The sequence below is a fragment of the Eubacterium ramulus ATCC 29099 genome (assembly GCF_000469345.1).
Taxonomy (GTDB): Bacteria; Bacillota; Clostridia; order Lachnospirales; family Lachnospiraceae; genus Eubacterium_I; species Eubacterium_I ramulus.
This window is the reverse complement of sequence record NZ_KI271137.1, coordinates 1-4,045: the sequence shown is the minus strand read 5'-3', so window position 1 is coordinate 4,045 and position 4,045 is coordinate 1. Positions and strand designations below refer to the sequence as shown.

Sequence of the window (4,045 nt, the reverse complement as noted above, 5' to 3'; positions counted from 1 at the left end):
CCCCGCCGTAAATCTTTAAATTATGCTTTGATTTTTCCAGAAAATATTTTACTTACTTTGTTTTTCATGAGTATGAATACAATTTTTACTTATTTCCGTATCTGCGAAAACTCTTATAAATAAAAGGCAGTAAGGCTATTGCCATCACTGTATACATTACCATTACAAGCGGAATTTGTCGAAATACACAATTCCCAATCTGATAAATAAGTGGGACTTTTACACTTGCCTGTACATTTGTCAAAATTGTTGGTATCAAATTAAAAAGCGTTGTATACCCAGAAAATGCCCGTCCTATAAATGGCAATAAGCAATATAAAAAGAACGGTATGCAAACAGCGACACTAATTGTATGCATTTTAGCCGCTACTAACATAGACACCACAGCCGCCAACATACTGGCTATAAATCCACATACAACTGTCAACAAATAGTATTGTCCATATGACATAATGTAAATACTATATGCCTGATACATTTGATAAGGTGTATTCATACCACTGGTTCCCATAATTCCAAAACAAATCACACTAAGTAATATAATTCCCATACAATAAATCATAACTGTCGTAGCTATTCCTGCCAGTATTTTTGTTTTAACAGCTTTTGTACGTCCATACTTTGTAGAGAAAAATACTGCATCTGCTTTTGTCTGAAAATCATCTGCAAATATTCCAGCACAAATAAAACCAACTATGATTGCCAGAATAATAGAATACGTTTCTACATACATAATCATAGTATCCCACGAACTATAAGATTCGTATTCTACTGGTAATTTTATTTCATTATATTTCTTTTCCAAGTATTTTTTCTGAACAGAAGTCTTTCCATATTCTTCTGCCATCTTTTCCATATTTTTATGATAAGTGTCATAGAACTCTTGTATATTTTCTTCTGTAATTTGATTTAGAACACTTTCATCATATTCTGCATCCGGTGTTAATACCGATATTATAAAACCCCTAATATCATCTATCGGTTGTAATGTCGTTCCATAAATCGCATTTTCTTCTGAGGATTGTGTCATCGCATTTTTATTTTGTTCTATAACTTTTCCAAGTTCATCTTCTGTCAATGTACCTTTCCATGCTCGTCTGTTATCTGTAAGTTTTCTTGTTGCCATAATTCCAGTACTAGCATTTCCATTCTCATCCACATAACGATTACTTGTAACTGCAAATCCGCTAAAAATGACAGCAAGTATCAATGCCAATCCGATTGCAAATACATTAATTTTCTTTGAAAAAATTCGTTTTAATTCTAATTTAAGCATCTTGTTTTTCCTCCGATTTTTCTCCAAAATAAAATAGAAATGCATCTTCCAGATTTTTTTCTACAGCCACAGCATCTTCTGTTGGCTTTTCTATTGAAATAATTCTAAGCTCTGCTCCGGTTTTTGTTGTTTTTATATTTCCAACCAAATATTCATTCATATATTTGTCTATCATATTTCTCGAAACATTACATTGCCATACCTTTTCTTTCATAGAAGATACTAAATCTTCCGCAGTACCTGCATAAAAAAGTTCTCCATCTTTCATTAACATAATATTATTCGCAATGTATTCAATATCCGATACAATATGTGTAGACAAAAGCACCAAACGCTCTTCCGACAATTCACTAATTAAATTACGAAAACGTATTCTTTCATTCGGGTCTAATCCAGCGGTAGGTTCGTCCAGGACAAGAATTTGCGGATCGTTTAACATCGCCTGTGCTATTCCTACACGTCTAACCATTCCTCCAGACAAATTCTTCATTTTTCTTTTACTGAATTTTTCCATTCCTACTTGATTTAATAATTGCTTCACTTTTTTTCTGGCAAACGCAATTTTTAACCCTTTTATAGAAGAAATGTACATCATATAATCATATACGGTCAAATCTGGATAATATCCAAAATCCTGTGGTAAATATCCCAGAACTTCTCGGTATTCACCTCCTAGTTTCCATATATCTTTACCATTCCATAATATTTGTCCTTCTGATGGTTGAACAATCGTACAAAGCATACGCATTAATGTGGTCTTTCCTGCTCCATTTACTCCAAGCAGTCCATAAATTCCTTTTTCCATAACACAATTCACTTTATTAACAGCATTTACTTCTCCGTATTGTTTTGTTACATTTTTAAATTCTAATTTCATACGTGTAATCCTCCAAAATTTTTTCATCAAATAGCAATGACTTCTGAACACAAAAAATAAAATATACAAAAGTCAATATCAGCATAGCCACCCATACCGGAGTTACAATTTTCTGATAAATAACATCATTTGCAACAATCATCATCCATAAACCAACCCATACCAGACAGGAAAGCACTGCTATATATTCTGATTTTTCCCATCTGCTGTACAACACACGAAAACATATACAACATGAAACATTTACCGGAAGTAAAAAATTAACCACTAAATCTCTTAACGAGAGTATTGTTGTTTGATATGTAATTGCCAAAAACGCCATAACGATCACCAGATCCACTACTCCAAACATTAACATTCTTGCTGTACAAATCTGACGCAGTGTGTAATAAGACGCCTGCTCAATCTCAATCGCACCATTTCTTCTGTTTTTCCAAATTTCCGGGATAATCAGAACCACAAATATTGTGGCAGATATTCCCATAATCCTCATCATATCTTTTATGTCTGACGTATAATTACTCAACCATATCCATAGACACATAAGAATACAACCTTGTAAAATCCACCATCTTTTTTTTATGAATTTTGTCTGCTCATACAAAAATTCAAAATAAGATGTTCTATGCGATTGTTTCGATAAAATTGACTCTGACAAAATATTCTGACATACTTTTACTGTTCTGTTTTCTGCTTCAATCCTTACATACTTTTCTTCAATCTCCTCTTTATATTCCTTTATTTGTTGCTTATAATTCTTCATCTTTTTTCACCTCAAACTCTTTCATTAAAAGTTCTTTTGCTCTTCCGATTCGATATTTTACAAGAGAAAGTTTGATATGAAGTAATTCTGCAATTTCTCTTTGCTTCAATTCCTGAAAAAAATATAAAACTGCCGTTTCTCTAATTTCTTCCGGTAACTTTCTCACTGCCTGTTCAATAGTTAATCGGACTCCTAGCTCTTCTACATGATTTTTACTACAGTCCTCTGATTTTAGCAGTTCCTCTGATGGAATATCTTTTTTCTTTTTGTAATAATTTTTAACGGTATTTCCGGCAATTGTATAAAGATAATTCTTAACTTTTCCATATTCTTTATATCTATATAAATTGGAAAAGAAACGTGTAAACACTTCTTGTGTCAAATCCTCTGCCTCATAGGGATCATTGATATGTAGCAAACAATATTGATATATACTTGAGTAATATTTTTTGACCAGTTTTTCACACGCATCTTCATCTCCTGCTCTTGCTAGATGTACTAACAAAGAATCAGTTTTGTATTCCATTCGCAAATTTGCCTCCCTCTGTTTTCTAAAAAATATAACAATCCTACTATAAAAAAAGTTAGGATTTTCTTTTGTTTTTATTTATATTTTTCTAAATATTCTTCCAAACATAAATTTTCTTCTTTCATTATTTTAGCGACAGTCATTCCAACATAACGGTAATGCCATGGTTCATTACTAATTCCTGTTATATCCGTGAATCTACTTTTTTACCATTCGATAATTCTGTCAATTCTACTTGATAATTATCTGGAATATAATGATTTCGATCGACCAAAATAAGATTCCATTCACCCGAAGTGTCTGCAAAGGACTTTTCTGACTGCAAAATTTTCGGTAATGTTAATTCTTCAACCTGCACATCGATTTTTATTGTTCTCCACATTACAACGGTTATTATGATAGTCATTAAAAGAATGAATACTCGTAAAATATTCTTTCTTCTGCGATTGCTGTATCTTCTTTTGTTCATTTTCTCTCCCACACTTTCATTATCAAAATATTTCTACTTTTAATATAATTAACAACCAAAACGACAAAAGAGTTAGTATCTAAACTTATTTATCAATAAAAGGAAGACTAACTATTAAAAGTCAAGCCTTA

The 4,045-nt window shown here is 32.0% G+C and carries 5 protein-coding genes and 1 pseudogene; all 6 read right to left on the bottom strand.

From position 1 onward, the window contains the following. Window positions 1-85: 85 nt before the first annotated feature. The 6 genes and pseudogenes from HMPREF0373_RS10005 to HMPREF0373_RS17340 all read right to left on the bottom strand — a co-directional run bounded on the left by HMPREF0373_RS10005 (window position 86) and on the right by HMPREF0373_RS17340 (window position 3,914). Window positions 86-1,276 (bottom strand): ABC-2 family transporter permease, encoded by a 1,191-nt coding sequence (locus HMPREF0373_RS10005; protein WP_021739592.1) that lies wholly within the window; start codon window positions 1,274-1,276, stop codon window positions 86-88. Next, a complete protein-coding gene (locus tag HMPREF0373_RS10000; RefSeq protein ID WP_021739591.1) occupies window positions 1,269-2,153 on the bottom strand; it encodes an ABC transporter ATP-binding protein in 885 nt (294 codons plus the stop codon). Before HMPREF0373_RS10000 ends, HMPREF0373_RS10005 begins: the two co-directional genes overlap by 8 nt. Further along, complete coding sequence (locus HMPREF0373_RS09995) at window positions 2,137-2,916, bottom strand: hypothetical protein (protein WP_021739590.1); 780 nt, start codon at window positions 2,914-2,916, stop codon at window positions 2,137-2,139. The genes HMPREF0373_RS10000 and HMPREF0373_RS09995 overlap by 17 nt, the downstream gene beginning before the upstream one ends. Next, a complete protein-coding gene (locus HMPREF0373_RS09990; RefSeq protein ID WP_021739589.1) occupies window positions 2,903-3,442 on the bottom strand; it encodes an RNA polymerase sigma factor in 540 nt (179 codons plus the stop codon). Before HMPREF0373_RS09990 ends, HMPREF0373_RS09995 begins: the two co-directional genes overlap by 14 nt. Before the next feature lie 77 nt (window positions 3,443-3,519). Continuing rightward, a pseudogene (locus HMPREF0373_RS17860) lies at window positions 3,520-3,639 on the bottom strand (M15 family metallopeptidase); the annotation flags it as partial. Next, window positions 3,630-3,914 (bottom strand): hypothetical protein, encoded by a 285-nt coding sequence (locus HMPREF0373_RS17340; RefSeq protein ID WP_044963842.1) that lies wholly within the window; start codon window positions 3,912-3,914, stop codon window positions 3,630-3,632. The gene HMPREF0373_RS17340 and the pseudogene HMPREF0373_RS17860, both read right to left, overlap by 10 nt. Window positions 3,915-4,045 lie beyond the last annotated feature (131 nt).

Bases quoted from the DNA above. Each gene is read 5' to 3' on its own strand.
- HMPREF0373_RS09995 (WP_021739590.1), bottom strand. From the start codon at position 2,916: ATGAAGAATTATAAGCAACAAATAAAGGAATATAAAGAGGAGATTGAA.
- HMPREF0373_RS10000 (WP_021739591.1), bottom strand. From the start codon at position 2,153: ATGAAATTAGAATTTAAAAATGTAACAAAACAATACGGAGAAGTAAAT.
- HMPREF0373_RS10005 (WP_021739592.1), bottom strand. From the start codon at position 1,276: ATGCTTAAATTAGAATTAAAACGAATTTTTTCAAAGAAAATTAATGTA.
- HMPREF0373_RS17340 (WP_044963842.1), bottom strand. From the start codon at position 3,914: ATGAACAAAAGAAGATACAGCAATCGCAGAAGAAAGAATATTTTACGA.
- HMPREF0373_RS09990 (WP_021739589.1), bottom strand. From the start codon at position 3,442: ATGGAATACAAAACTGATTCTTTGTTAGTACATCTAGCAAGAGCAGGA.